Genomic DNA, 26993 nt, shown 5'->3' on the forward strand with positions numbered 1-26993 from the left:
CGAGCGGCCGCCACCCGGAGGGTCCGGTCCCTCAGCGCCCGCGGCGGTCGTCGCGGCCGTGCGGGTCGAGGCGGCGCGGCATCGGCTCCCGCCCCGCCGGCTGCGTCGGCGGCGGCTGCGCCGAGACCGGCTCGACGGGCAGCTCGACGGGCTCCTCGCCCAGCGTGAACGGCTCGCCGTGGTGCCACAGCTTGACGCCCGGGCCGTCCAGCAGGTCGTAGCGGGCGGAGTCGGCGGTCACGGTCACCCGCACGAGGCTGCCCCGGTACCGCATCCGGAACGTCAGCCGGCTGATCCCGCCGGGCAGCCGCGGCGCGAACCGGAGCCGCCCGCCGCCCGCCCGCATCCCGCCGAACCCGGCGACGAGCCCGTTCCAGGCGCCCGCCATCGACGCGAGGTGCAGCCCGTCGCCGGTGTTGCGGTTCAGGTCGTGCAGGTCCATCAGGGCCGTCTCGCCCAGGTAGTCGTGCGCCAGTTCGAGCTGCCCGACCTCGGCGGCGATGACCGCCTGCGTCTGCGCCGAGAGGGACGAGTCCCGGACGGTCAGCGCCTCGTAGTACGCGAAGTTGCGTGACTTCTGCTCGTCCGTGAACGCCTGCCCGCACAGGTGCAGCGCCAGCACCAGGTCGGCCTGCTTCACCACCTGCTTGCGGTACAGGTCGAAGTACGGGTAGCTCAGCAGCAGCGGGTAGTGGTCGGGCTTCGTCGAGGCGAAGTCCCAGCGGGCGTGGTTGGTGAACCCCTCGCTCTGCGGGTGCACCCCGAGCCGCCGGTCGTACGGGATCAGCATCGCGGCGGCGGCGTCCCGCCACGACGCGGCCTCCTCGGCGTCCACGCCGAGCCGCTCGGCGACGTCCGGGTGCCGCATCGCCGTCTCGGCGGCCTCCTGCAGGTTCCGCCGCGCCATCAGGTTCGTGTAGACGTTGTTGTCGGCCACCGCGCTGTACTCGTCCGGCCCGGTGACGCCGTCGATGCGGAACACCCCGCCGACGTCGTGGTGGCCGAGGCTCCGCCACAGCCGCGCCGTCTCGACCAGCACCTCCAAACCGACCTCCCGCTCGAACCCGACGTCCTGCGTGACGTCCGCGTACCGGACGACCGCGTCGGCGATGTCGGCGTTCACGTGGAACGCGGCGGTGCCCGCCGGCCAGTACCCCGAGCACTCGTGGCCCCGGATCGTCCGCCAGGGGAACGCGGCGCCGCGCAGGCCGAGCTGGTGGGCGCGCTCGCGGGCCAGCGGCAGGGTCATGTGCCGCCACGCCAGGACGTCGGCGGCCGCGCCGGGCACCGTGTAGGTGAGCACCGGCAGGACGAACGTCTCGGTGTCCCAGAACGTGTGCCCGTCGTAACCGGGACCGGTGAGCCCCTTGGCCGGGATCATGCGGCGTTCGGCGCGCGCGCCCGCCTGCAGCACGTGGAACAGCCCGAACCGGACGGCCTGCTGGATCTCGGCGTCGCCCTCCACCTCGACGTCCGCGCACTGCCAGAACGCGTCGAGGTACTCGCGCTGCTCCGCCAGCAGCCCCTCCCAGCCGGTCTGCCGCGCGCCCGCCAGCGCCCCGACGACCTGGTCGTGCAGCGCCGGGCGGGACCGCTGGCTCGACCACCCGTAGGCGATGTACTTGACGATCCGGAGCCGCTGCCCCGGCTCGATGCGCGTCGCGACCGTCAGCCGGCCCACGTCCGGGGAGCTCTCGGTGTCGACCGACATCGACTCCGGGCCCTCGATGTCGTGCGCCATCGCCGCCGCCATCCGCAGGCCGCTCTCCCGCGTGCAGTGCAGCAGCAGGACCTTCTTGCCGTTGGCGGCGTGCTCCTCGCTGACCAGCGGGCTCTCCAGGATCGCCGACGCGCGCGGGTCCTTCCCGCCGCCGGGCAGCGCCTCGTTCGCGACGAGCTCGGACTGCACGACGATCCGGACGGCCTCGTCCACCGGCTCCACGTCGTAGCAGATCGCGGCGACGGCACGCTGCGTCAGCGACACCAGCCGCACCGAGCCGACCCGCACCCGCCGGCCCGCCGGGGACGTCCACTCCACGTCCCGGGTCAGCGTCCCGGCCCGCATGTCGAGGACGCGCTCGTGGTGGTGCACCCGCCCGTAGCGGACGTCGAACGGCTCGTCGTCCACCAGCAGCCGGATCACCTTGCCGTTGGTGACGTTGATGACCGTCTGCCCCGACTCGGGATAGCCGTAGGCGGTCTCGGCGTGCGGCAGCGGCCGCTGCTCGTAGAACGAGTTCAGGTAGGTGCCCGGCAGTCCGTGCGGCTCGCCCTCGTCGAGGTTGCCGCGCAGGCCGACGTGCCCGTTGGAGAGCGCGAACACCGACTCGCTCTGCCGCAGCCGGTCCAGCCGCAGCTCGGGCTCCCGCACGCACCACGGCTCGACCATGAACACCGGGCGATCGGCGCTCGCCTGCCCTTCCGGGATGTTCACGCGCTCCCCTTCCGCGTCCCGTCCTGCATGAGTTCCGCGAGATCGCCCACGACGACGTCCGCGCCGCGCTCGGCCAGCTCCCGCGCGTGCGTCCCGCCGACCCGGTCGACCCCCACGACGTGCCCGAACCCGCCGGCCCGTCCCGCCGCCACGCCCGCGAGCGCGTCCTCGAACACCGCCGCGCGCGCCGCCGGGACGTCCAGGTCCCGCGCGGCGGCGAGGAACATGTCCGGGGCGGGCTTGCCCGGAAGGCGCCGCTCGGCCGCGACGACACCGTCCACCCGGGCGTCGAACAGGCCGGCGATCCCTGCCGCCGCCAGCACCTGGACGGTGTTCGCGCTGGACGACACGACGGCCGTCTTCAGCCCGGCGTCCCGCACCGCCCGCACGTAGTCGATCGACCCGTCGAACCGCTCCACGCCCTTCTCCCCGATCAGCTCGAGGACGAGCGCGTTCTTGCGGTTCCCGAGCCCCCGGATCGTCTCGGCGTCCGGCGGATCGTCCGGGCCGCCCTCCGGCAACCGGATGCCGCGCGACTCCAGGAACGACCGCGTCCCGTCCTCGCGCTTCTTGCCGTCCACGTAGGGGCCGTAGTCCTTCGCGATGTCGAAGGGGACGAACGGCTCCCCGGTCCGACCGGCCCGCTCCCGCAGGTACCCGTCGAACATCTCCTTCCATGCGGCCGCGTGCACCGACGCCGTCCGCGTGAGCACTCCGTCCAGGTCGAACAGGCACGCCGCGGTTCCGTCCGGAAGCCCCAGCATCGCACCCCCACCTCGCTCGTGATCCCGTCGTTCCGTCACGTGCGACCCGTTCCCGAGGGGAATAAGGGCATGCGGGCACGGTGCTCGAACGGGGGATCGCGATCTTGCGTACCCGCCCGCGGTCAGGGTCGAACACGACAAGGAGAGATCACATGGAGAAGGCGCGGATCGGTGTCACGGGGCTCGCGACGATGGGCCGCAACCTGGCCCGGAACCTGGCCCGGCACGGCCATCCGGTCGCCGTGCACAACCGCACGCCGTCCCGGACGAGGGCGCTGGTGGAGCAGTTCGGGGACGAGGGGACGTTCCTGCCGGCCGAGTCCCCGGAGGCGTTCGTCGCGTCCCTGGAGCGGCCCCGCAAACTGGTGGTGATGGTGAAGGCGGGCCCCGCGACGGACGCGGTCATCGAGGAGTTCGCGCCGCTCCTCGACCCCGGCGACATGATCGTCGACGGCGGCAACGCGCACTTCGCCGACACCCGCCGCCGCGAGGCCGACCTGCGCGGGCGCGGCCTCCACTTCGTCGGCACCGGCATCTCCGGCGGCGAGGAGGGCGCGCTGCACGGGCCGAGCATCATGCCGGGCGGGTCCGCCGAGTCCTACGCGTCCCTCGGCCCGCTGCTCGAGGACATCTCCGCCCACGTCGACGGGACGCCCTGCGCCGTCCACGTCGGCCCCGACGGCGCCGGGCACTTCGTCAAGATGGTCCACAACGGCATCGAGTACGCCGACATGCAGCTGATCGCCGAGTCCTACGACCTGCTGCGGCACGCCGCCGGGCTCGCCCCCGACGAGATCGCCGCCGTGTTCCGGGAGTGGAACACCGGCCGCCTCGAGTCGTACCTGATCGAGATCACCGCCGAGGTCCTCGCGCACACCGACGCCGCCACCGGGCGCCCGTTCGTCGACGTCGTCCTCGACCGGGCCGAGCAGAAGGGCACCGGCCGCTGGACGGTGCAGAGCGCGCTCGACCTCGGCGTCCCCGTCGGCGGCATCGCCGAGGCCGTGTTCGCCCGGTCGGTGTCCGGCCACGCCGACCTGCGCGACGCCGCCCGCGGCCTGCCCGGCCCCGCCCGCGCCGGAGCGGAGACGCTGCCGGGCGTCCCCGACGCGATCGAGAAGGCGCTCTACGCGTCCAAGATCGTCGCGTACGCGCAGGGCTTCCACGAGATCCAGGCGGGCAGCGCCGAGTACGGCTGGGACATCGACGCGGGCGCGATGGCGACGATCTGGCGCGGCGGCTGCATCATCCGCGCCCGGTTCCTCGACCGGATCCGCGCCGCCTACGAGGCCGACCCGCGGACCCCGACGCTGCTGACCGACGCGCACTTCGCCGAGGCGCTCGGCGACGCCCAGGAGGCGTGGCGCAACGTCATCGCGATCGCCGCGAAGCACGGCGTCCCCGTGCCCGGCTTCTCCGCCGCGCTGGCCTACTACGACTCGCTGCGCGCGCCCCGGCTGCCCGCCGCGCTCACCCAGGGCCAGCGGGACTTCTTCGGCGCGCACACCTACCGGCGCGTCGACCGCGAAGGCACGTTCCACACCCTCTGGGGCGGCGACCGCACGGAGGTCACGCCCTGACCGTCACCCCTCGCGCCACTTCGGCGAGTCGAGGGCCCCGGCGGCCTGCGGGCCCATCAGCCCCAGGCCGCCGTCCACGAACAGGGACGCGCCGGTGACGTAGGACGACTCCGGGCCGGCGAGGAACGCGATCGCGGCGCCGACCTCCTTCGCGTGCCCGGGGCGGGCCAGCGGGTAGCCGGGCCTGCTGTCCGCCTCGGGCGGCCGCTCGTGCTGCCCCGTCATCGGCGTCGCGATCTCGCCCGGCGCGACCGTGTTCACGGTGATCCCGTACTGCGACAGCTCCAGCGCCAGCACGCGGGCCAGCATCTTCAGCCCGCCCTTCGCGGCGCAGTACGGGCCCGCGCCGACCCTCGGGTGCTCCTCGTGGACGCTCGTCACGTTGACGATCCGCCCGCCCTGACCGCGCTCGATCATCCGCCGCGCCGCCCGCCGCGAGCACAGGAACGCGCCGTCGAGATCGACCGACAGCACCTCGCGCCACTCGCCATAGTCCATGTCGACCAGCGGCCGCATGCTGCCCGTCCCGGCGTTGTTCACCAGGACGCCGAGGCCGCCCAGCTCGTCGGCCAGCTCGTCCACCGCCGCGGAGGCCGCCTCCGGGTCGGCCAGGTCGTGCCGCCGCACCGCCGCGCGCCGTCCCGCCGCCTCCACCTCGGCGACCGTCCCCCGCGCGCCCTCCTCGTCGGACCGGAACGTGATCCCGACGTTGAAGCCGCGCCCGGCGAGCGCGACCGCCGCCGCCTTCCCGATCCCCGAGTCCGCGCCGGTGACGACCGCGACCCTGTCGTACCCGTTCACCGTTCGTCCCCGCGCCCGGGTTCGTCGTCCCGCTCGACCCCCGCGGTCGGGTCGCCCGTCCGGGTGCCCTGCTCGTCCTCGTCCTGGTACCCCTCCGCGGCGGTCCCCGTCCCGGGGACGATCCGCTCGTGCGGCCGGTCCTCCCGTCCGGAACCGGCCCCGGGCCCCCGCTCCTCGTCCTTGCGCATGTCCTCGCCTCCTCCGGTCGTCTCCGCGCCTTTTCCGCGCCGGACCAGCGGATTCTTGCCGGACGGCGGCGCCCTAACCGCCCGCCCCGCGGGTCCGGATCCCGCTTCGGCCCCGCTCCGGTTCCCGGTCGGCGGGCGATCGGGGGCAGGATGGAGGGGTGAGTCTTATCGATGAGCTTCCCTCCGGAAACGACGCCGACGCCGATTCGCTGTTCGAAGCCTTCGAGCGGTGGGTGTCCGGGCGCGGGATCACGCTGTACCCCGCGCAGGAGGAGGCGCTGATCGAGGTCGTCTCGGGCGCGAACGTGATCCTGTCCACGCCGACCGGCTCCGGCAAGAGCCTCGTCGCGGCGGGAGCGCTGTTCGCCGCGCTCGGCAAGGACCAGGTCGGCTTCTACACCGCGCCGATCAAGGCGCTGGTGTCGGAGAAGTTCTTCGACCTGTGCGAGATGTTCGGCCGCGACAACGTCGGGATGATGACCGGCGACGCCAGCGTCAACGCCGACGCCCCGATCGTCTGCTGCACCGCCGAGGTGCTCGCCAACATCGCGCTGCGGGACGGCGCGCAGGCCGACATCGGCGTGGTGGTGATGGACGAGTTCCACTTCTACGCCGAGCCGGAGCGGGGCTGGGCGTGGCAGATCCCGCTGCTGGAGCTGCCGCAGAGCCAGTTCCTGCTGATGTCGGCGACGCTCGGCGACGTCGGGTTCTTCCAGAAGGACCTCACCCGCCGGACGGGACGGCCCACCGCGCTCGTCACGTCCGCGGAGCGTCCCGTCCCGCTGATCTACGACTACCGGGTCACGCCGCTGCACGAGACGATCGAGGAGCTGCTCGGCGAGCAGAAGGCGCCGATCTACCTGGTGCACTTCACGCAGGCCGCCGCGATCGAGCGGGCGCAGTCGCTGATGAGCATCAACGTGTGCACGAAGGCGGAGAAGGCGCGGATCGCCGAGCTGATCGGCGGTTTCCGGTTCACGACCAAGTTCGGCCGGAACCTGTCCCGGTTCGTGCGGCACGGCATCGGCGTCCACCACGCCGGGATGCTGCCCAAGTACCGGCGGCTGGTGGAACGGCTCGCGCAGGCCGGGCTGCTCAAGGTCATCTGCGGCACCGACACCCTCGGCGTCGGCGTCAACGTCCCCATCCGGACGGTCGTGTTCACCGCGCTCAGCAAGTACGACGGCAGCCGGGTGCGGCGGCTGCGGGCCCGCGAGTTCCACCAGATCGCCGGACGGGCGGGCCGCGCGGGCTTCGACACGGTCGGGTTCGTCGTCGCGCAGGCGCCCGAGCACGTCGTGGAGAACGAGAAGGCCCTCGCGAAGGCGGGCGACGACCCGAAGAAGCGGCGGAAGGTGCAGCGGAAGAAGCCCCCGGAGGGGTTCGTCGGCTGGGACGAGGAGGTCTTCCGCAAGCTGCAGGACGCCGAGCCGGAGATGCTGCGGTCCCGGTTCCAGGTGAGCCACGCGATGCTGCTGTCGGTGATCGCGCGGCCGGGCAACGCGTTCCAGGCGATGAAGCGGCTGCTGACCGACAACCACGAGGAGCCGGCGGCGCGGCGGCGGCACATCTCCCGCGCCATCGCGATCTACCGGTCGCTGCTGGCCGGGGGAGTGGTCGAGGTGCTGCCGGAGCCGGACGACGTCGGACGGTACGCGCGGATCACCGTCGACCTCCAGGAGGACTTCGCGCTCAACCAGCCGCTGTCGACGTTCGCGCTCGCCGCGTTCGAGGTGCTCGACCCGGGCTCGCCGTCGTACGCGCTGGACGTCCTGTCGGTGATCGAGGCGACGCTCGACGACCCCCGGCAGATCCTCGCGGCGCAGCTGAACAAGGCGCGCGGCGCGGCGGTGCAGGAGATGAAGGCCGAGGGCATCGAGTACGAGGAGCGGATGGAGCTGCTCCAGGACGTCGACTACCCGAAGCCGCTGGACGAGGAGCTCGGCGCCGCCTACGAGATCTACCGGGCGGGGCACCCGTGGGTGGGCGACCATCCACTGCGCCCCAAGTCGGTGGTGCGCGACATGTACGAGCGGGCGATGACGTTCACCGAGTACATCGCGTACTACGAGCTGGCGCGGGGCGAGGGGCTGGTGCTGCGGTACCTGTCCGGGGCGTACAAGGCGCTGCAGCAGACCGTCCCCGAGTCGATCAAGACCGACGACCTCATCGACCTGATCGAGTGGCTCGGGGAGCTGGTCCGGCAGGTCGACTCCAGCCTGCTGGACGAGTGGGAGCAGCTCGCCAACCCCGCGGAGGAGCCCGACGAGCCGATCGAGGAGCGCGTCACGAAGGTCACCGCGAACGCGCGGGCGTTCCGGGTGCTGGTGCGCAACGCGATGTTCCGCCGCGTGGAGCTGGCGGCGCTGGAGCGGTACCGCGACCTCGGCGAGCTGGACCCGGACTTCGGCGCGGACGCCTGGTCGGAGGCGATGGACGGCTACTTCGCCGAGTACGACGAGCTGCTGACGGGCCCGGACGCGCGCGGCCCGAAGCTGCTGCAGATCGAGGAGGTCCCCGAGGACGCGCTGTGGCGCGTCCGGCAGGTGTTCGACGACCCGGAGGGGCACCACGACTGGGGGATCTCGGCGGAGGTGGACCTCGCGGGCTCCGACCAGGAGGGCGCCGCCGTCGTCCGGGTGACCGGCGTGGACCGGCTCTGACACGGCGTTTCCGAGAGCGGGAAGGACGGGAGCATGGTGCAGGTCGCGGTGGCGCAGTTCGCGCCCGGGACGAACAAGGACGAGAACCTCCGCGCGATCGGGGGACTGGTGGCCGAGGCGGCCGGGCGCGGCGCGAAGGTGGTGGCGTGCCCCGAGTTCGCGATGTTCGCGGCGCCGAGACTGGACCGGCGGTACGTCGACTCCGCCGAGCGGCTCGACGGCCCGTTCGCGAGCGGGCTCGCCGAGCTGGCGCGCGGCCACGGCGTGCACGTCGTCGCCGGGCTGAACGAGCGGCTGGACGAACCGGACCGCATCGCCAACGTGCTCGTCGCGTTCGCCCCCGACGGGACGGTCGCCGCGACGTACCGCAAGACGCACCTGTACGACGCGTTCGGGTACAAGGAGTCGGAGATCGTCCGGCACGGCGGCATCGGCGACCCCGAGACGTTCGCGGTGGACGGCGTCACGTTCGGCATGCAGACCTGCTACGACGTGCGGTTCCCCGAGGTGACGCGCCGGATCGTGGACGCGGGCGCCGACGTGCTCCTGCTGCCCGCCCAGTGGGTTCCGGGGCCGCTCAAGGAGGACCACTGGCGGACGCTCGTGCGCGCCCGCGCCATCGAGAACACGATCTACGTGGCGGCCGCGGACCAGTGCGCGCCGACCGGCGCGGGCAACAGCATGATCGTCGATCCGATGGGCGTGGTGGCGGCGTCGCTGGGGGAGGCGCCGGGCGCCGCCGTGGCCGACGTCGCGCCCGCGCGGCTCGCGGACGTCCGGGAGCGGAACCCGGCGCTGGCGCTGCGCCGCTTCACGGTCGTGCCGCGCTGACCGGTATGTGCTGGGCCGGGCCCGCCCGGGCCGGGCGGGCGGCGTGTATCGAGGTGGCAACGGCCGGGCCGTTCTCCGTGTGCGGACGTGCGCGGAGGGTGACGATCAGGGGGTGCGACCTCCCCGTCACCTGCCGCCGTCCGGATACACGCGCGCCGCGCCGAGCCCGCCGGACCCGCCGCGCCGCCCGCTCGTCCGTCCGGCCGCCCCCCTGCTCGCCGGTCTGCTGCTCGCGGGGCTGGTGACCGCCGTCGCGGTGGCGGGCGCCGTGCGCGGCCCGGAGCCGCGGTCGTCCCCGGCGGACGCCCCGTCGCACCGGGCGAGCGGGACGGCCGCGCCCGGACCGCCCGCGGGCGGTCCGCCGGAGGCGGCGACGCGTCCCGCGCGTCCCGCCCCGGACGTCGCCCCGGACGCCCCCGACACCCCGGCGGTGCCGACGGCCTCCGGCGGGACGCCGGGCGCCGGTGGGGTCCCGGAGGCGGGGGAGGGCCGGGCGCCGTCCGTCCGGACCGTCCCGCCGGCCGGGCCGCGGCCGCGCGGCGCCGAACCGCCGGCCGTCCCCGTGGAGCCGCGCCCCGCGCCCCGTCCCCGGGACGCGCCGCGCCCCCCGGGCGGACCGGCGGGCGCCCCCGCGGACGGGGCCGCCGGTGCGCCCCCGCCGCCGCGCGACCCGTCGTGGATCGAGGCCGAGTGCCGACGGCGCTTCCCAGGCGACCCCGCCCGCAGGAGCGCCTGCGTGGCCGCGCTCCGGTCGCGCTTCGGCGGCTGACCGGGACGGTCCACCGGGACGGTCCGCCGCCGGGGGTTCAGGCGGCCTTGGACGTCAGCATGCGCGTGATGTCGGCACGGAGTTCGGCGACGTCCGCGCCCGATTCCCACACGAGCCGCACCGCGCGGAAGTCGTCGTCGTGGAGCAGGCCGAGCAGGATGTGCCCCGTGCCGATGTAGTTGTGCTTGAGCCGGATCGCGTGGCGCAGGCTCAGCTCAAGGGCCTTCTTCGCCTCCTTGCCGAAGGGGCGGTGGCCCTTGCGCCGTCCGCGCTCGCCGGGCGCCGCGTCCAGCGCGCCCTCGCCGAAGCTGTCCTCGGCGGCGCGGCGGACGGCGTCGAGGTCGATGCCGATGGAGCGCAGCGCGTCGGGGTCCAGGTCGCCGTCCAGGCCGCCGACGGCGGCGACGCGGGCGCGCAGGGCGGCGGCCTCCAGCCCGTGGGCGCGGAGGGCCCGGGCGGTGCCGTCGTCGGCGTCGAGGAGCGCGAGCAGGACGTGCTCGGTGCCGATGCGGCCGTGGCCGAGGTCGCGGGCTTGCGCCTGGGCGTCGACGACGGTCTGCCGGGCGTCCTTGGTGAACCGTTCGAACATGCCTAACGCTCCTTCGTCGGGAGGAGGCGGCGCCCGCCGCCGTGCTTCTTGTGGACCGCCTGCCGGCTCACGCCGAGGTGGTCCGCGATCTCCTGCCAGGACCAGCCGCGCTCGCGGGCCGAGGCGACCTGGAGGGCCTCCAGGCGCTCGGCCAGCTCCCGCAGCGCCCGGACGGCCCGCAGCCCCACGGCCGGGTCCCGGCTGCCCGCCTCTCGGGCGAGCGTCACTCCATCGCTCATGCGTGTCAATCTAGGTTGACAGTCGCCACATGTCAACCAACGTTGACACGTGCGTCCGGGCGCGGCGGCTCAGCGGACGGCCAGCAGGGTGGTGAGCAGGTCGTCCAGGCTGACCAGGCCCGCGACGCGGCCCCCGGCGTCCACCGCGAGCCCCAGGTGGCTGTGCCGCGCCCGCAGCGTCGCGACCGCCTCGCCGACCGGCGTGGCGAGCGGCATCGCCGGCACCGGATGGGCCAGCTCGCCCGCGACGGCGTCCCGGCCGCGGGCGCGGGCGAGGTACGCGTCCCGGACGTGCACCATGCGGGCCGCGCCGGACCGGTCGAAGCCGCGCAGCATGATCCGGGTCCGGCCGGTCCGTGCGGCCGTGTCGATCACCTCCTGCGGGGTCGCGTCCGCCGGGACGGACACGATGTCGGCGAGCGGGACCACGAGGCCCGCCAGCGGCGCCCGCGGGGCGTCCAGCGCCGCCGTCAGCAGCGTCAGGTCGCTCTCCCCGATCAGCCCGAGCCGCCGCGACTCCACCGCGATGCTGCGCAGCTGCTCGGGCGTGCGCGGCGCCTCCCGCGTCGTGGTGGGCCGGACGCCGATCGCCCGCAGCAGCAGGTTCGTCCCGCCGTTCAGCGCCGCCAGCACCGGCCGCATCACGATGCTGAACGCCCGGAACGGGGGCCCCAGGATCGTCGCCGACCGCTCCGGCGCGGTGATCGCCCACGACTTCGGCGCCATCTCGCCGACCACCATGTGCAGGAACGTCACCAGCGCCAGCGCGAGGACGAACGCCAGCACGTGCGACGCGCCGTCCGGGAGCCCGGCGGCGTGCGCGAGCGGCGCCAGGGTCTCGGCGAACACCGGCTCCGACACCAGGCCGAGGCCCAGCGAGCACATCGTGATCCCGAGCTGCGCGCCCGCGAGCGTCAGCGTCAGCTCGTCGATGCCCGCCACCGCCGTGCCCGCGGCCCGGCTGCCGCGTGCCGCCGCCCGCTCCAGCCGCGGCCGCTTCGCCGCCACCAGCGCGAACTCGGTCGCGACGAAGAACCCGTTGCCCGCCAGCAGCGCGAGCGTCACGGCCGCGCCGAGCGCCGGGTTCACCGCCGCCCCCGCCCGCCGCCGGCCGCGGGCCCGCCGGTCCCGCCCGCCGGCCCGCGCCCGTCCCCGTCGGCCGGGCCGCCCGCCGCGACGGTCCGGACGCGGACCAGCCCCGGGACGTGCCGCCGGACGGTCAGCACCTCGACGATCGCGGTCCGGGCGGGCTCGTCCAGCCGCGTCCGCGGCAGCGCGACGTCGACCACGTCGCCGGGCCGGGCGACGCGGCCGAGGCGCTGCAGCAGCAGGCCCGCGACCGTCTCGTAGTCGCCCTCCGGCAGCGCGATCCCCGTCTCGTGCTCGACCTCGTCCACCCGCAGCCCGGCGTCGGTCGTCCACCACTCGCCGCGCCGGATCGCCAGGTCCTCGTCCGGCTCGTTCTCGTCCGCGATCTCGCCGACCAGCTCCTCGGCGACGTCCTCCCACGTGATGAGCCCCGCGAAGCCGCCGTACTCGTCCACCACGCAGGCGAGCGTCTCGCGGGCGCCCTGCAGCCGCAGGACGACCTCCGGCAGCGGCAGCGAGGACGGCAGCAGCAGCGGCGGGCGGGCGATCTCGCCGACCCGCGTGGCCGCCGCCGCACCGGGCGCCAGCGGCACCAGCTCCTCCAGGCCCACCACCCCGACCACGTCGTCGACGCCCGCCCCGACCACGGGGAAGCGGGACCGGCCCGTCGCGGAGATGATCTCGTCCAGGTCGGCGGCGCGGGCGGTCGCCGGCACCGTCACGACGTCCACCCGGGGCACCATGACCTCAGCGGCGTCGCGCTCGGAGAACGCCAGCGCCCGCTCCAGCAGGTCCACGTGGCCCTCCGGGAGCTGCGCGCCGGACTCGCCGATGATGTGCCCCAGCTCCTCCAGCGTCGCGCCGTGCTGCAGCTCCTCGACCGGCTCGATGCCCAGCGCCCGCACCAGCCGGTTCGCCGACGTGTCGAACAGCCGGATCAGCGGCGAGGCCACCGTGAGGTACACCAGGGTCGACCCGGCCAGGGCGCGCGCCAGCGGCTCGGCCTTCGCCAGCGCCAGGTTCTTGGGGAACAGCTCGCCCAGCACCATCTGGATCACCGTGGCGAGCGCGAAGCCCAGCGCCACCGCGATGCCGCCCGTCGCCCCCTCGGGCACTCCGGCCGCCGTCAGCGCGGGCGCGATCAGGTCGGCCAGCGCGGGCTTGGCGATGAACCCGACCACCAGCGCGGTGACCGTGATGCCGAGCTGCGCGCCCGACAGCATGAACGACAGCCGCCCCATCACCCGCACCGCGCGCGCCGCCGCGCGGTCGCCCTCGGCGGCCCGCTGGTCCAGCGACGGGCGGTCCGCGGTGACGAACGCGAACTCCTGCGCGACGAAGTACCCGGTCGCGGCGGTCAGCAGCAGGACCGCCAGCAGGCCGAGCGCGGCGTCCACCACGGGCGCCCCCCTTCCACTCCATCCGATGGGTCCCTACCCGCCCGCCGCCCGCCTTCGCGTCCGCCCGGGGGGCGAGGGGACGCGCGATTAACGCCGGTGGTCAGTGATTGGTTACATATGCGGCAATTGTCCAGGGATTGCGGCGCCGATCGGGAAGAAATGCCGAACCGCGCTTCCCGGCGCGGGCGGGGCGGGCATGCACGAGGCCGGGGCGATGAGAATTTCACCCCGGCCTCGAGAAGGCGCCGAACGCCGCCGCGTGCGCGGCCCCCGCGCTAGTGCGCGGCCTCGTACTTCTCGATCACGTGGGCGGGGATACGGCCCCGCTCATTGACCTTGATGCCCCGGTTCTTCGCCCACTCGCGAATCTCGGCGGAGCGCTCGCGGCTGTTCGCGGTACGGGTGCCCCGGGCCGTGCGTCCGGTCGTCTTGCGCGCCTTGCGGGCGCCCGCCACGAAGGGCTCCAGGCCCGCGCGGAGCTTCTCGGCGTTCTTCTTGCTCAGGTCGATCTCGTACGTGGTCCCATCGATGGAAAAGCTGACGGTCTCGTCGGCCTCTCCGCCGTCGATGTCGTCCACGAGCAGGACTTCGACCTTCTGTGCCATGCGGGGACTCCCTAACTATGCGTCCGGCTTCGCGTCCGGATGAGCCTCGATGAATGCAGCATAGACCTCATCCGATATCTTGCCACGTTCGGAGACTTCGACGCCCTCTCGCAATGCCCACGAGCGCACATCGCCGTTCGTGTAGCCCTTGATCTTCGCGGTGCGGGACTTGCGTCCCTTCCCCGCGGGCTTCACCTCGGCGGCGTTCTCGATGAACGGCGCGAGACCGTCCAGCAACTCGTTCAGGCGCTTGTAGTTGTCGTCGCTCAAGTCGATCGTGAACGTACGACCCAGGACTTCGAAGTCCCGCTTGTCGACATCGGACCCTTCGGAGCCGTCGATGTCGTCCACCCGAATGACCTTCTCGGCCATGTGCGTCCCGTGTTCCTTCCCCTCGCCAACGCGGCGTCCATGACCGTAGCGGATTCCCGGACCCGACGAGTCCACCCGGCGCGCGGCGACACGGAAAAGGGGAACCGGACGGCCCGCTCTCCGGGGGCCGCTCCCGGCGGGACGCGCGGCGCGGCGGCGCCCGTCCCGGCGTTCCGGCGCGCGACACGACCGGGCCCCCCAAAGTTCCGGTCAAGTCGGGCATGTCATTGATTTCCCTGGGTAGCGGCGAGCACGGAGAGTCCCACCCGCGCGCGTCTTGAGGAGCGATGATGGTCGACGGCGGCCGCGACGAGAAGCAGGAACAGCTGGAACGGTGGCGGGTGAGCCCCGAGGGGTCGGCGCTCACGACCGACCAGGGCATCCAGGTGGACGACACCGACGACTCGCTCACCGTCGGGGAGCGCGGCCCCAGCCTCCTCGAGGACTTCCACCTCCGCGAGAAGATCACCCACTTCGACCACGAGCGGATCCCCGAACGGGTCGTGCACGCGCGCGGCTCGGGCGCCTACGGCCACTTCCGGGTCACCGACCCGCTCACCGACTACACGACGGCCGAATTCCTGCGCGACACCTCGCTCACCACGCCGGTGTTCGTCCGGTTCTCGACGGTCGCCGGTTCGCGCGGGTCGGCCGACACCGTCCGGGACGTCCGCGGATTCGCGACGAAGTTCTACACGCGGCAGGGCAACTTCGACCTCGTCGGCAACAACATGCCCGTGTTCTTCATCCAGGACGGCATCAAGTTCCCCGATTTCGTGCACGCGGTGAAGCCCGAGCCGTCCAGCGAGATCCCGCAGGCGCAGTCCGCGCACGACACGCTCTGGGACTTCGTCCAGCTCCAGCCCGAGACGATGCACATGATGATGTGGCTGATGTCGGACCGGGCGATCCCGCGCAGCTACGCGATGATGCAGGGATTCGGCGTCCACACGTTCCGGCTCATCAACGCCGAGGGGCGCCCGACGTTCGCGAAGTTCCACTGGAAGCCGCTCCTCGGCACGCACTCCCTGGCGTGGGACGAGACGCAGAAGATCGGCGGAAAGGACCCCGACTTCAACCGCCGCGACCTTTGGGACCGGATCGAGGCGGGCGCGTTCCCCGAATACGAGCTGGGCGTGCAGCTCGTCCCCGCCGAGGACGAGCACCGCTTCGACTTCGACCTGCTCGACGCCACGAAGATCATTCCGGAGGAGGTGGTGCCGGTGCGGCCGGTCGGCCGGCTGACGCTGAACCGCAACCCCGACAACTTCTTCGCCGAGACCGAGCAGGTCGCGTTCCACATCGCCAACGTCGTGCCCGGCATCGACTTCACCAACGACCCGCTGCTGCAGGCGCGGCTGTTCTCCTACCTGGACACGCAGCTCATCCGCCTCGGCGGGCCGAACTTCCCGCAGATCCCGGTGAACCGGCCGGTGGCGCCCGTCCGCAACCACCACCGCGACGGCTACCACCAGGCGGACATCAACCCGGCCCGGTCCGCCTACCACAAGAACAGCCTCTCGGGCGGCTGCCCGGCCGTGGGCGGCGAGGGCTCGTTCACCCACTACCAGGAGCGGGTCGACGGCGCCAAGATCCGCAAGCGGAGCGACAGCTTCCGGGACCACTACTCCCAGGCGACGCTGTTCTGGAACAGCATGGCCGACTGGGAGAAGGAGCACATCGTCGGCGCTTTCCGCTTCGAGCTCGGCAAGTGCGAGCAGACGCACATCCGCGAGGGCGTCGTCGCGCACCTCAACCACGTCGACCACGACCTCGCCGTGGCCGTCGCGAAGGGGATCGGCGTCGAGCCGCCCGGCGAGGCCGGCACCGCCAACCACGGCCGCAGCTCGCCCGCGCTGAGCCAGGCGAACGCGCCGGCCGACTCCGTGCTGGGCCGCAAGATCGCGGTGCTCGCCGCGGACGGCGTCGACTCGGCGGCGATCGCGGCGGTCGGCGACGCGTTCACGCGGCGGGGCGCGATCGTGGAGGTGCTCGCGGCCGCGGACGGCTTCGTCCAGGCGGCCAACGGCGGCCAGGTCGAGGTCACCAAGGCGATGCCGACCATGGCGTCCGTGCTGTACGACGCGGTCCTCGTGCCCGGGGGAGAGGCGAGCGTGCGGACCCTGTCCGAGGACGGCGACGCCGTGCACTTCGTCGCCGAGGCGTTCGTCCACTGCAAGGCGGTCGGCGCGCTCGACGAGGGCATCGGGCTGCTCGAGCGGGCGGGGCTCACCGGGGTGCGGTTCGCCGGCGAGGCCGCGGGCGGCGACGCCCTCGTGGACCAGGGCGTTGTCACGACCCGCGGCCACGGCGGCGACTTCGCCGACCGGTTCGTCGACGCGGTCGCCGCGCACCGGCACTGGACCCGCAGGAAGAGCCACGTGCCCGCCTGAGACCGGGGGACCGGACGGGGCCCGGTGCGGCGCGCTCGGGGGCGCGCCGCACCGGGCCCTTCGCCGCGCCGGGAATGAAACGGGGCCGCGGGGACTTGATCAATGAAGATCCCCGAACTCCCCCTGGAGGCGTGTACACGTGTCCCTCGATCCCGCCCTGCCCCGGCATCCGGACGCGGCCGTGATCCCCGACGACCCCGGGGCCGGCCGCGTCGCCGTCGCCGCCGCCCCGGTCGCCGATCCGGTCACCGCCCCGGTCGCCGGTGCGGCCGCCGGTGCGGTCGCCGCGCCCGCGCGGGAACGGGGCGGCGGGACGCTCGTCGCGGTGCTGGCGTTCGCCGGGATCGTCGTCGCGCTGATGCAGACGCTGCTCATCCCCGTCATCGGCCGGCTGCCGCAGCTGCTCGACACGTCCATCGCCAACGCCACCTGGGCGATGACGGCGACGCTGCTGTCCGGCGCCGTCGCCACCCCGATCATGGGCCGGCTCGGCGACATGTACGGCAAGCGCCGGATGATCCTGGTGAGCATCTCCGCCGTCGTCGCCGGGTCGCTGGTCGCCGCGGTGAGCTCCGAACTGCTCGTCGTCGTCGCGGGCCGCGCGATCCAGGGCTTCGCGGTGGGCGCCATCCCGCTCGGCATCAGCCTGATGCGCGACCGGCTCCCCCGGGAGCGGCTCGGCGCCGCGCTCGCGCTGATGAGCTCCTCGCTCGGCGTCGGCGGCGCGCTCGGCCTGCCCCTGTCGGCCTACGTCGCGCAGAACTTCAGCTGGCACGTGCTGTTCTACGGGGCCGCGGCCCTCGGCGCGGTGGCGTTCGCGCTCGTCTGGCGGCTGGTCCCCGAGTCCCCGCAGCGGACCGGCGGCCGCTTCGACGTCGCGGGCGCGCTCGGGCTCTCGGCCGGGCTGCTGGCGCTGCTGCTGCCGATCACCAAGGGCGCCGAATGGGGCTGGACGAGCCCCGCGACGCTCGGCCTCGCCGCCGCCGGGCTCGCGATCCTCGTGCTGTGGGGCGTCCTGGAGCTGCGGGTGCGCGAGCCGCTGATCGACCTGCGCACCACCGCCCGCCGCCAGGTCCTGCTGACCAACCTGACGGCGGTCACGGTCGGCGTCTCCTTCTACGCCATGTCGCTGGTGCTGCCGCAGCTGCTGGAGCTGCCGACGGCCACCGGCTACGGCCTCGGCCAGACCCTCCTCGTCGCCGGCCTCGCGGTGGCGCCGATGGGCATCTCGATGATGCTCGTCTCGCCGCTGTCCGCCCGCATCTCCGCCGCCCGCGGCCCCAAGACGTCCCTCATCATGGGGCTGCTCGTCATCGGCGGCGCGTACGCGGCGGCGCAGGGCCTGATGGGCGCCGTGTGGCAGGTCGCGCTGATCTCCACGCTCGTCGGCGCCGGCATCGGCCTCGCCTACTCGGCGCTGCCCACCCTGATCATGAGCGCGGTGCCGACGTCGGAGACCGGCGCCGCCAACGGCGTGAACACGCTGATGCGCTCGATCGGCACCTCGGTGTCCAGCGCGGTTCTCGGCGCCGTCCTCGCGCGCAACACGGTCTCGTTCCACGGCACGGCCGTGCCCGACATGACGGGCTTCCGGATCTCCTTCCTCATCGCGACCGCCGTGGTCGGCCTCGGCGTCCTGCTCGCCGCGTTCCTGCCGTCCGGGCGGCGGGCCGCGCGGCCCGCGGTCAGGACGCGGGCTCCAGCAGCACCTTGATGGCGCCGTCCCGCTTCTTCTGGAACATCTCGTACGCTTCCGGCGCCTTCTCCAGCGGCATCTTGTGCGTGGCCAGGTCCATGACCCCGAGCGGGTCGGCGTCGTCGGACACCAGCGGCAGCAGGTCGTCGATCCACGCGCGGACGTGGGCCTGGCCCATCCGCAGCGCGATGCCCTTGTCGAACATCCGCAGCATCGGCATCGGGTCGGTCATCCCGCCGTACACGCCGATCACCGAGATCGTCCCGCCCCGGCGGACGACCTCGATCGCCGTCATCAGCGCCGCGAGCCGGTCCACCCCGACGCGCGACATGAGCGGCGCGGCGGTGTTGCCGGGCAGCATCCCGGTGAGCGTCTGCGCGATCTTCGCGCCGGGGGAGCCGTGCGCCTCCATCCCGACCGCGTCGATCACCGAGTCGGTGCCGCGGCCGCCGGTGAGCTGCCGCACCGCGTCCGCGACGTCGTCGGCGTCCGCGGAGTCGATCACCTCGATGCCGTGCCGGCGCGCCATCTCCAGCCGCTCCGGGACGACGTCCACGCCGATCACCCGGTGGCCGCGGTGCCGCGCGATGCGCGCGCACATCTGGCCGATGGGGCCGAGCCCGAGGACGGTCACCGACCCGTCCTTCGGCACGTCCGCCCACTCCACGGCCTGCCACGAGGTCGGCAGGACGTCCGACAGGTACACGAACCGCTCGTCCGGCGGCCCCTCCGGCACCTTGACGGGACCGAAGTGCGCCTGCGGGACCCGCAGGTACTCGGCCTGCCCGCCCGGCACCTGCCCGTACAGCCGGGTGTAGCCGAACAGGGCGGCGCCCATGCCCTGCTCGCGGACCTGCGTCGTCTCGCACTGCGCGAAGAGCTTCCGCTCGCACATGTGGCAGTGCCCGCAGGAGATGTTGAACGGAATGACCACGCGGTCGCCGGGTTTGACGTGCGTCACGTCCGGGCCGGTCTCCTCGACGATCCCCATCGGCTCGTGGCCCAGGACGTCCCCCTCGGTGAGGAACGGTCCGAGCACCTCGTACAGGTGCAGGTCCGAGCCGCAGATCCCGGACGAGGTCACCCGGATGATCGCGTCGTCGGCCTCCTTGAGCTCCGGGTCGGGGACGTTCTCGACGCGGACGTCCCGCCTGCCGTGCCAGGTCACAGCCTTCATCGTCGCCCTCCTTGAAGCGGGGTACAGGTCGGCCCTACCCCGCCCGACAGGGCGAAACGTGCGATAAGGGACACCGGTGCCATGCGAGGAACGAGCCGCGTGCGCCGCGCCGTCGATGCTCGCCGTCGATGTCCGCCGTCCGTGGGCGGCCGGTCGTTTGGGCGGCGGCCTGGCGGGCAGCCCGCAGGTCTCGCAGTCAGGGGCTTCGCAGTCCGGGGCTCCGCAGCAGGGGGGGACGACATGCGGATCGCCGACACCGGCCGGATCGAGGAACTGCTCGGGGACCTGGCGTTCCCGGCGACCAAGGAGCGGATCGTCGAGCACGTGCACGCCAGGAGCCCGGGGACGGACGCCGAGCGCGCGCTCGCCGCGCTGCCGCTCGGCACCTACGGCGGCGTCGCCGAGGTGATGCGCTCGGTCCCGGTCGAACCCGACACCGGGCGCAGCGCCGCGGAACGGGACTACCAGCGCCGCCACCACAACAAGCCCGGCCTGGCCGAGCACATGCGCGAGACCGAGCGGCCGCCCGTCGAGGACGAACTGCGCCGCGACGACGACGGCGCACAGTGAGACGGCGCACGGTGAGACGGCGCGGGGACGACGCGCGGCGCCCCGCCGCCGGGGGACGCCCGCCGGGGGCGGCGGGCGTCCCCCGGCCGGCTCAGCGGGCGTAGGTCCCGGTCAGCGTCCCGGTCGCGACGACCTTGCCGCGCAGCGCGTCCCGCAGGTCGTCGGGGGAGAAGCCGGACGTCAGCCCGGACGGCCGGTCCAGCGCGTGGAGCGTGAACACGTACCGGTGGGGCGCGCCGCCGGGCGGCGGGTGCGGGCCGCCGTAGCCGTTGTCGCCGAACCCGTTGCGCCCCTTCGCGATGCGCGGGGCGTCCTCCCCGGCCGACAGGCCGTCGCGTTCGGGCTGCATGCCCGCCACCATCCAGTGCGTGAACGTGCCGCCGGGCGCGTCCGGGTCGTCGCAGGCCAGGACGAGTTCGACCGCCGAGGTGGGCACGCCGGTCCAGTCCAGAGAGGGGGACAGGTCGCCCGCCTCGTGGGAGTGGACGGCCGGGATCGGGCCGCCGTCGGCGAACTCGGGGCTGCTCAGCTTGATCTCATCCATGGTGCGGTACTGCCCGCTCACCGCGGAAGGATTCGGGCGTTTCACCGCTTCCCGCGCCGCCGCCCGACGAACCGGCGGAGCCGGGCGAGCCTGCTCCCGTCGCTCCGCTGCGCGGCGTCCTCGACCGGCGGGCCCTCGATCTGCGCCCGCTGCCGCGGCGACGCGCCGTCCGCCCGTCCCTGCCCGCCGCCCTGCGACAGCACCTGGTAGTCGAGGTAGAACCGGTTCGCCCGCGTGCGCGCCTGCGTGCGGACGCGCCCGGGCGTCGGCATCGGCAGGATGTGGTGCGGGTACGCGGCGAGCAGCTCGCGCGGCTGCCGGGTCTGCAGGAGCGCCGCCCGCTCGTCCGACGACCGCTCGTGCCGCTCGGTGAACCCGCCGTCGGGGGTCAGCGAGATCAGCCCGCTCTCCACCCCCTCCTTGCGCTGCCGCAGGTCGCGGCGCTGCAACGACAGGCAGATCCGCCGCGTGACGACGAACGCGACGATCGGGAACACGAAGAATCCGACGCGGAAGAACCAGGTCGTCCAGAACAGCGGGATGTGGAACACCCACGCGATGATGTCGTTGCCGCCCGCCGCCCACAGGTTCCCGTACCAGACGATGACGGCCGCGCCGATCGCCGTCCGGGTGGCGGCGTTGCGCGGCCGGTCCAGCAGGTGGTGGACGCGCTCGTCGCCCGTCGCCCACCGCTCGAAGAACGGGTACAGCGCGAGGAGGGTGAAGAACACCCCGGGCAGGATCACCGCGGGCGCCAGCACGTTCCAGGAGACGGTGTGCCCCCACAGGGTGGTCTCGAGCCGCGGCATGATGCGCAGCGAGCCCTCCAGGAACCCGACGTACCAGTCGGGCTGCGAGCCGAACGACACCTCGTCCGGCTCGTACGGTCCGTAGAGCCACACGGGGTTGATCTGGAACAGCGCCGCCATCAGCGCCAGGAACCCGAACGTGAACAGGAAGTACGCCCCGCTCTGCGCGGCGAACGCCGGGAACGTCGGCTCCCCGGTGACCTTCTGCTCCCGGCGGCCCCGGCCCGGCCACTGGGTGTGCGTCTGGTGCCAGAGGATCATCAGGTGCGCGGTGATCAGCGCGAGCAGCAGGCCCGGGATCAGCAGGATGTGCACCGTGAACAGCCGGGGGATGAACTCGGCGGTGCCCGGGAACTCGCCGCCGAAGACGAACATGACCAGGTACGACCCGACCACGGGGATCGACTGCACGATCCCCGCCATGATCCGCAGGCCGGTGCCCGACAGCAGGTCGTCCGGCAGCGAGTAGCCCGCGAACCCCTCGGCGAGCGCCAGCACGAACAGCGTCACGCCGATCAGCCAGTTGATCTCCCGGGGCTTGCGGAACGCGCCCGTGAAGAAGATGCGCATCAGGTGGATCGCGATCGCCGCGAGGAAGATGTTCGCGGCCCAGTGGTGGATCTGCCGCATCAGCAGCCCGCCGCGGACGTCGAACGTGATGTGCAGCGTCGACGCGTACGCCTCGCTGATCCGCACGCCCCGCAACTGCGTGTACGAGCCCTCGTAGACGACCTCCGCGCCGCTCGGCTTGAAGAACAGCGTGAGGAACACACCGGTGATCAGCAGGACGATGAACGAGTAGAGGGCGATCTCGCCGAGGAGGAAGGACCAGTGCTTCGGGAACGCCTTGGTGAGGTTGCGCTTCAGGAACGCGGCCGCGCCGAGCCGGTCATCGACCCCCCACGCGAGATTCTCCAGCCTCCCGGCCTTCGACCCGCCCTTCCGCTGCGCCATCTGCGTTTCTCCCCGGCCGAGAGCGAATTCCCGACGGGCCGGTACCCGAGCCGCAGGCGGGCAAACGGCGTGGTCGCGGCGCCCCTCACCGGACGGCGCGCCCCTCACCGGACGGCGCGCGCCGCGCCGGTCCGCCGCCAGGACGCGTTGAGCCGCAGCCGCAGGTCCCGGACGTCGCCGCGCAGCCGCTCCGCCTCGTCCGGATCCCGCCCGATCCCGCCGAGCCCGGCCTCGAGCAGGTCCAGCTCGGCGGCGCGGAGCCGGGCCAGCAGCAGCCGCGGCTCGCCCGGCGGCACGTCCCACCGCTCCTTCCGCCGCCACCTGCGGTAGGTCAGCACGTGCCGCTCGCCCGGCACCAGGACGCCCCCGGCGGTCTCGGCGTCCGCCGCCCGCCGGAAGTGCGCCAGGTAGCCGCGCCGCGCCAGCCGGTACGCGACCACCGCGGCCAGCAGGATCGGCAGCCCCTTGAACGGCAGCAGCGCCGCGTCCGCCAGGACGGGCGCGTCCCACCAGGCGTGCAGCGCCATCGCCAGCAGCAGCGCGCCCGCCGCCAGCGCCGCGTTCGTCCGGGACGCCCGGGCCAGCAGGCGGCCCAGCCCCGCGCCCGCGACCGCGGTCATCGCCCAGTGGCTCCACCAGGCGCCGCCGACGACCCGGCCCGCGAACGAGACGAACGCTGCCCCCGCGTCCTGCGTCGCCCCCGTCAGCAGGATCGTGTTCAGGACGTACAGGAAGTTCTCCGACATCTGGAAGCCGAGCCCGGCGAGCGCGCCGTACCCCCAGCCGTCCAGGGGGCTCCGCACCGCGCACGGGACGGCCAGCACCAGGACCGCGACGCCCAGCAGCTTCAGCGGCTCCTCGTTCACCGGCGCGGCGATCGTCGCGCCCCACACCGCGGCGAACTCCGGCCCGGCCGTCTGCCCGAGGACCGCGAGGAACGCCGCGTTCGCGGGCAGCGCCACCCCGAACGCCGCCAGCCCGCCCCACGCCGCCGCCAGCAGCGCCGCGCCCAGCGGCCGCACCCGCACCGGGTGCGTCCGCCGCAACGCCCACACCCCGAGGGCGAACGCCGGGGCGAGCAGCGCGAAACCGGCGGTCGCCCCGGCCGGGAACGCCCGCACCATCGCCCCGACCGCGTCGAACGCGAGCCACACGCCGAGCGCGCACGTCCCGGCCCACAGCCAGAACGCCGGACGGCCCGTCACCGGCCCGCCGCGATCGTGAGGGAGCGCACCATCGCCTCGATCTCGCCGGCCAGCCGCCGGAACGCCTCGGGCGGTCCGGCCGCCGTCACCGTGGCGCCGACCGCCCCGGTCGTGAACACCCCCGCCAGCCCGACGCGGCCCGGCCCGCTCAGCCGCCCCGTCAGGCCCGTCAGCCCGCCCGCCGTCGTGAAGGGCACCGGATCGGCCTGCAGCCGTGCCGCCCCGCCCGCCGCGACGATCCGGCCGAGCCCGCGCCACAGGGCGCGCGCGTCCGCCGCCCCCAGCGGCAGCACCGCCCTCACGTTCACCACCACGTCGCCGCTCAGCAGCGCCGCCCTCGCGGCCAGCGACGACCGCTCCGCGCTGAGCACCCACCGCGCGGACGGCACCGCCACCCGCACCGGGCGGACGCCGTCCCGCTCGGTCCCCACCGCCACGACCGCGCCCGCGGCCAGCGGACGGCCGCCGCGGCCCAGTGCCGAGTCCAGCAGGGGCAGCCCGCCGCCGAGGACGGCCAGCACCGCGGCCGCGACCCCCGTGCCCCACCGGTCGACCCGCCCCACGTGGCCCCCTCATCGACGTGCCCCGCGGAGATGCCCCCTGGTCACCGGACCAAACGGTTCGCCCCGGCGGTCACCAGTGCGCGGGCCGCCGCAGTGCCGCCGGCGTCCGCGTCGCCGCGTCGCCCCGGGCCGCGTCGAGCTGCGGCTGGGTGAGGAACAGGCAGCCGGTCAGGTCGGCGCCGCGCAGGTCGGCGTCCCGCAGGTCCGCGCCGAGCAGGTCGGCGTCCCGCAGGTCCGCCCCGCGCAGGTCGGCCGCGATGAGCAGCGCCCCGCGCAGGCAGGCGCCCCGCAGGTCCGCGCGGCCGAGCCGGGCGCCCGCGAGGTCCGCGCCGCGGTGGTCGCGGCGCCGTCCCGGGACGCCCGCCCGCACCAGCTCACCGGCCCGCATCAGCAGCGGACCCACCCGCGCCCGCACCGCCGCCACGTCCGCCGCCTCGGGGACGCCGCCGGTGAGGGCCTCCACGTCGGCCCGAACGCGCCGCAGCTCGCCGTGGACGGGCGCCGCCTCGGGCCGCCCGAGCGCCTCGGCGAGGTACCAGAGCACCTCGTGGAGGTCGCGCATGATCGGGAACACCGCGAACACGCGGCGCGCGAGGCCGGGGTCGCTCCGCCAGTCGCGCCCCCCGAACGTGACGTTCGAAACCTTCTGCCCGGCCCCGAAGCAGTCGAAGACCGTGCAGCCGGCGAAGCCCCGCCCGCGCAGGTCGTCGTGGATCCCGCACCGGAAGTCGGCGAGCAGGTTCCGGCACGGCCGTCCCGCCTCCTTGTCGACCGGGAAGCCCGCCGACGCGGTGAACGGCAGCGCCACGCAGCACAGCCCGTGGCAGTTCGCGCAGTCCGCGCGCAGCTCCGTGTTCGTGGACAACCGGCCTCCTCGTTGCGGCGACCCTCCATTCTCGCCCCGTCCCGTCCGTGCCCGGGTCGCTGCTGTACGGTGGGCGTCGCTCGAACGACACGGCCGGAGGAGGTGAGACCCGTTTCTGCCCGACCAGTCCGGGTGCCTCCGCCCGCCGAAGCGTGACCGGGGCGCCCGCAGGACCCCGAAAGGCGTCATGCCCGACACCCCCTCCGACTCCGTCGCCCCCTTCGACTCCGTCGTCTCCCGCCTGCGCGCCGCCGGGTGCGTCTTCGCCGAGGACGAGGCCCGGCTGCTCGGCGCCGCGGCCCGCACCCCCGCCGAGCTGGACGCCATGGTGGACCGGCGCGCGGCCGGGCTGCCCCTCGAGCATGTCGTCGGCTTGGCCGACTTCTGCGGGCTGCGCGTCCGCGTCGGCCCCGGCGTGTTCGTCCCGCGCCGCCGCACCGAGTTCCTCGTCCGTCGCGCGGCCGCGCTCGCCCCGCCCCGTCCCGTCGTCCTCGACCTGTGCTGCGGCTCCGGCGCGCTCGGCGCCGCGCTCGTCGCCGGTCTCGGCCCGGACGGGTGCGAACTGCACGCCGCCGACATCGAGCCGGAGTCCGTGCGGTGCGCCCGCCGCAACGTCGGACCGCTCGGCGGCCGGGTCCACGAGGGCGACCTGTTCGACGCGCTCCCCGCGGACCTGCGCGGCCGCGTCGACGTCCTGCTGTGCAACGTCCCGTACGTCCCGTCCGCGGAGGTCGCGCTGCTGCCCCCGGAGGCGCGCGACCACGAACCCCTCGTCGCCCTGGACGGCGGCGCGGACGGCCTCGGCGTCCTGCGGCGGGTGACCGCGGAGGCGTCCGGCTGGCTCGCCCCGGGCGGCCGGCTGCTGTTCGAGACGAGCGAGCGGCAGGTGCGGGACGCCCTGGACGCGGTCGCCCGGGGCGGCCTCGCCCCGGAGACCGCCCGCTGCGACAAGCTTTACGCCACGGTCGTCATCGGCACGAAATCCCTTTAGCCGAATCGGTGTAGATCTCCCAGGGAGGGTAACAAGACGGCAACGGAAGACCGAAGGAGTGATTGATCATGCGCCGCATCAGTGCAGCGCTGAACGCCGTCATCGGCACGATCGTCAGCATCGTCACGCTGCCGTTCCGGGTGCTCCAGCGCCTGCTGGCGCCGTCGCACCGCCGTTCGGCCCGGACCCGCCGCAGGGCCGTCTGACGCCGGACCCGGTCACCGTGGGCCGGGGAGGGGGCCCGCACCTCCTCCCCGGCCTTTTTACGTTGTTCTCCACTGTCGCGGAAAAAGCCGTTGCGGTCGCCTCCCAGGTAGGCGCACCATGGACGCAACGCACCGAACGCGGACGAAGAAGGGAGCCGTGAGATGAACGCCGACAAGCGAGGGCCGCGCCCCGCCGCCGCGCGACGAGCGGCCTCCCGAGGAGCCTCCCTGTAGAGCCCGAACGGCTCGAATCGGAGGCCGCCGGGACGACGTCCCCGCGGCCTTTCCCATACCCGCGTCATTCCTTCCCCCGTTAGCGGGATTCGCTAACGCGCACGAACACCTGGGCCTGTAGCTCAATGAAGCTTTTTCAACATGCGTTGAGCTCGCGGTTCTGGAGGACGTGGATGGCCTTGGCGAGGTGACCGGCCCGGTGGGGGCAACAACGTAGCTTCGTGAGGATCTTCCAGGTCTTGAGCTGGGCGTTGGCTCGTTCGCCCGGTCCGCGGAGCTTGGCGTGGGAGCGGTTGGCGTCCTTGAGTGGCTCGGGCTTGTTCTTGCCTCTGTAGGGCGTCTGGATGTGCGGATCGGCGCCGACGTAGCCCTTGTCGGCCAGGACCAGCAGCCCGGAGGCGGCCAGTTCACGGACCAGGCCCCAGATCCTGGCGGCCTTCAGGTCGTGGACGGAGCCGGGCA

The 26993-nt window shown here is 73.9% G+C and carries 26 protein-coding genes; 9 read left to right on the plus strand and 17 right to left on the minus strand.

What is annotated here, in order from left to right:
* Positions 1 to 31 precede the first annotated feature (31 nt).
* Together H505_RS46700 and H505_RS0136675 are read right to left on the minus strand one after the other, a co-directional pair.
* Positions 32 to 2434 (minus strand): glycoside hydrolase family 65 protein, encoded by a 2403-nt coding sequence (locus H505_RS46700; protein ID WP_245592722.1) that lies wholly within the window; start codon positions 2432 to 2434, stop codon positions 32 to 34.
* Entirely contained in the window at positions 2431 to 3198 is a 768-nt protein-coding gene (locus tag H505_RS0136675; protein ID WP_026405934.1) for a beta-phosphoglucomutase family hydrolase, read from the minus strand. Before H505_RS0136675 ends, H505_RS46700 begins: the two co-directional genes overlap by 4 nt.
* A gap of 152 nt (positions 3199 to 3350) precedes the next feature.
* Between H505_RS0136675 and gndA the strand changes: the two genes are divergently transcribed.
* Positions 3351 to 4778: an NADP-dependent phosphogluconate dehydrogenase gene (gndA, locus tag H505_RS0136680; RefSeq protein WP_026405935.1), complete on the plus strand. Its 1428-nt coding sequence runs from the start codon at positions 3351 to 3353 to the stop codon at positions 4776 to 4778.
* 3 nt (positions 4779 to 4781) lie between these two features.
* Here the strand turns inward: gndA and H505_RS0136685 are convergent, their stop codons facing one another.
* Positions 4782 to 5579: an SDR family oxidoreductase gene (locus H505_RS0136685; protein WP_026405936.1), complete on the minus strand. Its 798-nt coding sequence runs from the start codon at positions 5577 to 5579 to the stop codon at positions 4782 to 4784.
* A complete protein-coding gene (locus H505_RS46705; protein ID WP_051301550.1) occupies positions 5576 to 5767 on the minus strand; it encodes a hypothetical protein in 192 nt (63 codons plus the stop codon). Before H505_RS46705 ends, H505_RS0136685 begins: the two co-directional genes overlap by 4 nt.
* A 158-nt stretch (positions 5768 to 5925) precedes the next feature.
* Between H505_RS46705 and H505_RS0136695 the strand changes: the two genes are divergently transcribed.
* From H505_RS0136695 to H505_RS0136705, 3 genes are all read left to right on the plus strand, one after another.
* Positions 5926 to 8430, plus strand: a complete 2505-nt coding sequence (locus H505_RS0136695) for a DEAD/DEAH box helicase (protein WP_026405937.1) — start codon at positions 5926 to 5928, stop codon at positions 8428 to 8430.
* A gap of 33 nt (positions 8431 to 8463) precedes the next feature.
* Positions 8464 to 9261 (plus strand): carbon-nitrogen hydrolase family protein, encoded by a 798-nt coding sequence (locus H505_RS0136700; RefSeq protein WP_026405938.1) that lies wholly within the window; start codon positions 8464 to 8466, stop codon positions 9259 to 9261.
* A 112-nt stretch (positions 9262 to 9373) separates the two neighbouring features.
* Positions 9374 to 10030 (plus strand): hypothetical protein, encoded by a 657-nt coding sequence (locus tag H505_RS0136705; protein WP_026405939.1) that lies wholly within the window; start codon positions 9374 to 9376, stop codon positions 10028 to 10030.
* Positions 10031 to 10067: 37 nt separating this feature from the next.
* On the opposite strand, the gene H505_RS0136710 is transcribed toward H505_RS0136705, so the two are convergent.
* From H505_RS0136710 to H505_RS0136735, 6 genes are all read right to left on the minus strand, one after another.
* A complete protein-coding gene (locus H505_RS0136710; RefSeq protein WP_026405940.1) occupies positions 10068 to 10619 on the minus strand; it encodes a Clp protease N-terminal domain-containing protein in 552 nt (183 codons plus the stop codon).
* A 2-nt stretch (positions 10620 to 10621) separates the two neighbouring features.
* Entirely contained in the window at positions 10622 to 10858 is a 237-nt protein-coding gene (locus tag H505_RS0136715; protein WP_026405941.1) for a helix-turn-helix domain-containing protein, read from the minus strand.
* Positions 10859 to 10927: 69 nt separating this feature from the next.
* Positions 10928 to 11947: a hemolysin family protein gene (locus H505_RS0136720; RefSeq protein ID WP_026405942.1), complete on the minus strand. Its 1020-nt coding sequence runs from the start codon at positions 11945 to 11947 to the stop codon at positions 10928 to 10930.
* Positions 11944 to 13347 (minus strand): hemolysin family protein, encoded by a 1404-nt coding sequence (locus H505_RS46710; protein WP_341849587.1) that lies wholly within the window; start codon positions 13345 to 13347, stop codon positions 11944 to 11946. Before H505_RS46710 ends, H505_RS0136720 begins: the two co-directional genes overlap by 4 nt.
* A 275-nt stretch (positions 13348 to 13622) precedes the next feature.
* The gene (locus tag H505_RS0136730; RefSeq protein WP_026405943.1) at positions 13623 to 13952 is read right to left on the minus strand and encodes a histone-like nucleoid-structuring protein Lsr2; all 330 of its coding nucleotides are present in this window, start codon (positions 13950 to 13952) and stop codon (positions 13623 to 13625) included.
* 15 nt (positions 13953 to 13967) lie between these two features.
* On the minus strand, positions 13968 to 14324 hold the full coding sequence (locus H505_RS0136735) for a histone-like nucleoid-structuring protein Lsr2 (RefSeq protein ID WP_026405944.1): 357 nt from the start codon (positions 14322 to 14324) through the stop codon (positions 13968 to 13970).
* Positions 14325 to 14614: 290 nt separating this feature from the next.
* Between H505_RS0136735 and H505_RS0136740 the strand changes: the two genes are divergently transcribed.
* Both H505_RS0136740 and H505_RS46715 read left to right on the plus strand, forming a co-directional pair.
* The gene (locus H505_RS0136740) at positions 14615 to 16717 is read left to right on the plus strand and encodes a catalase (protein ID WP_026405945.1); all 2103 of its coding nucleotides are present in this window, start codon (positions 14615 to 14617) and stop codon (positions 16715 to 16717) included.
* 139 nt (positions 16718 to 16856) lie between these two features.
* Entirely contained in the window at positions 16857 to 18431 is a 1575-nt protein-coding gene (locus H505_RS46715) for an MFS transporter (protein ID WP_051301551.1), read from the plus strand.
* On the opposite strand, the gene H505_RS0136750 is transcribed toward H505_RS46715, so the two are convergent.
* Positions 18403 to 19590: a zinc-dependent alcohol dehydrogenase gene (locus H505_RS0136750; protein WP_026405946.1), complete on the minus strand. Its 1188-nt coding sequence runs from the start codon at positions 19588 to 19590 to the stop codon at positions 18403 to 18405. The genes H505_RS46715 and H505_RS0136750 overlap by 29 nt on opposite strands.
* Before the next feature lie 240 nt (positions 19591 to 19830).
* On the opposite strand from H505_RS0136750, the gene H505_RS0136755 reads away from it, so the two are divergent.
* On the plus strand, positions 19831 to 20160 hold the full coding sequence (locus H505_RS0136755) for a DUF2795 domain-containing protein (protein WP_026405947.1): 330 nt from the start codon (positions 19831 to 19833) through the stop codon (positions 20158 to 20160).
* 91 nt (positions 20161 to 20251) lie between these two features.
* Here the strand turns inward: H505_RS0136755 and H505_RS0136760 are convergent, their stop codons facing one another.
* The 5 genes from H505_RS0136760 to H505_RS0136780 form a co-directional block, all read right to left on the minus strand.
* Positions 20252 to 20725 carry a YbhB/YbcL family Raf kinase inhibitor-like protein gene (locus H505_RS0136760; RefSeq protein WP_245592723.1) on the minus strand — a complete coding sequence of 158 codons (474 nt, stop codon included), beginning with the start codon at positions 20723 to 20725 and terminating at the stop codon, positions 20252 to 20254.
* A gap of 20 nt (positions 20726 to 20745) precedes the next feature.
* Entirely contained in the window at positions 20746 to 22467 is a 1722-nt protein-coding gene (gene qcrB, locus H505_RS46720) for a cytochrome bc1 complex cytochrome b subunit (protein WP_084551205.1), read from the minus strand.
* A 104-nt stretch (positions 22468 to 22571) separates the two neighbouring features.
* A complete protein-coding gene (locus tag H505_RS48425; protein ID WP_051301552.1) occupies positions 22572 to 23672 on the minus strand; it encodes a PrsW family glutamic-type intramembrane protease in 1101 nt (366 codons plus the stop codon).
* A complete protein-coding gene (locus H505_RS0136775; RefSeq protein ID WP_026405949.1) occupies positions 23669 to 24235 on the minus strand; it encodes a hypothetical protein in 567 nt (188 codons plus the stop codon). Before H505_RS0136775 ends, H505_RS48425 begins: the two co-directional genes overlap by 4 nt.
* 70 nt (positions 24236 to 24305) lie before the next feature.
* Positions 24306 to 25100, minus strand: coding sequence for a pentapeptide repeat-containing protein (locus H505_RS0136780; protein WP_026405950.1), 795 nt, complete (start codon positions 25098 to 25100; stop codon positions 24306 to 24308).
* Between the two features lie 187 nt (positions 25101 to 25287).
* On the opposite strand from H505_RS0136780, the gene H505_RS0136785 reads away from it, so the two are divergent.
* Both H505_RS0136785 and H505_RS50425 read left to right on the plus strand, forming a co-directional pair.
* Complete coding sequence (locus H505_RS0136785; RefSeq protein WP_026405951.1) at positions 25288 to 26091, plus strand: putative protein N(5)-glutamine methyltransferase; 804 nt, start codon at positions 25288 to 25290, stop codon at positions 26089 to 26091.
* 68 nt (positions 26092 to 26159) lie between these two features.
* Entirely contained in the window at positions 26160 to 26297 is a 138-nt protein-coding gene (locus H505_RS50425; RefSeq protein WP_157433259.1) for an LPFR motif small protein, read from the plus strand.
* A gap of 370 nt (positions 26298 to 26667) precedes the next feature.
* Here the strand turns inward: H505_RS50425 and H505_RS0136795 are convergent.
* Positions 26668 to 26993, minus strand: a 326-nt coding sequence (locus tag H505_RS0136795) for a transposase family protein (RefSeq protein ID WP_026405952.1), incomplete at its 5' end; no start/stop codon positions are given.

The sequence above is a fragment of the Actinomadura rifamycini DSM 43936 genome, from assembly GCF_000425065.1.
Lineage (GTDB): Bacteria > Actinomycetota > Actinomycetes > Streptosporangiales > Streptosporangiaceae > Spirillospora > Spirillospora rifamycini.